Origin of the sequence: Bradyrhizobium sp. NBAIM08, from assembly GCF_020193935.1 — a bacterium.
Taxonomy (GTDB): domain Bacteria; phylum Pseudomonadota; class Alphaproteobacteria; order Rhizobiales; family Xanthobacteraceae; genus Bradyrhizobium; species Bradyrhizobium yuanmingense.
In genome coordinates this window covers 1-435 of record NZ_JADYVR010000493.1, presented here as the reverse complement: position 1 = coordinate 435, position 435 = coordinate 1, and the positions used below count along the sequence as shown (strand labels likewise).

Annotated in this window: 1 pseudogene; it reads right to left on the bottom strand. The window is 66.0% G+C overall.

The window, feature by feature from the left end:
- A pseudogene (locus tag I6F37_RS40615) lies at nt 1-435 on the bottom strand (DNA-directed RNA polymerase subunit beta'); the annotation flags it as partial.

Below are 435 nucleotides of genomic sequence, written 5' to 3'. Positions count from 1 at the left end.
GCCCTTGGTCTCCTTGCCGAACGACACGGTGCCGGTGATCTCCGCCAGCACGCCCTTGTCCTTGGGCGAACGCGCTTCGAACAGCTCGGCCACGCGCGGCAAGCCGCCCGTGATGTCGCGGGTCTTCGCGGACTCCATGGAGATACGCGCGACGATGTCGCCCGCCTGCACCCTGGAGCCCGGATCGACGCCGATGATCGACTCGACCGGCAGCGAATAGCGCGCGTCGCCGCCACGCAGCAGCTTGGCGATCTTGCCGGAGTCATCCTTGATGATGATCGACGGCTTGAGGCTCGACGAGCGCTGGTTGAGGCGCCAATCGGTGACCATGCGCTTCGTGATGCCCGTCGACTCGTCCGCCGTCTCGGCCATGGACTGGCCTTCGACGAGATCCTCGAAGCCGATGACGCCATCGACTTCCGACAGGATCGGACG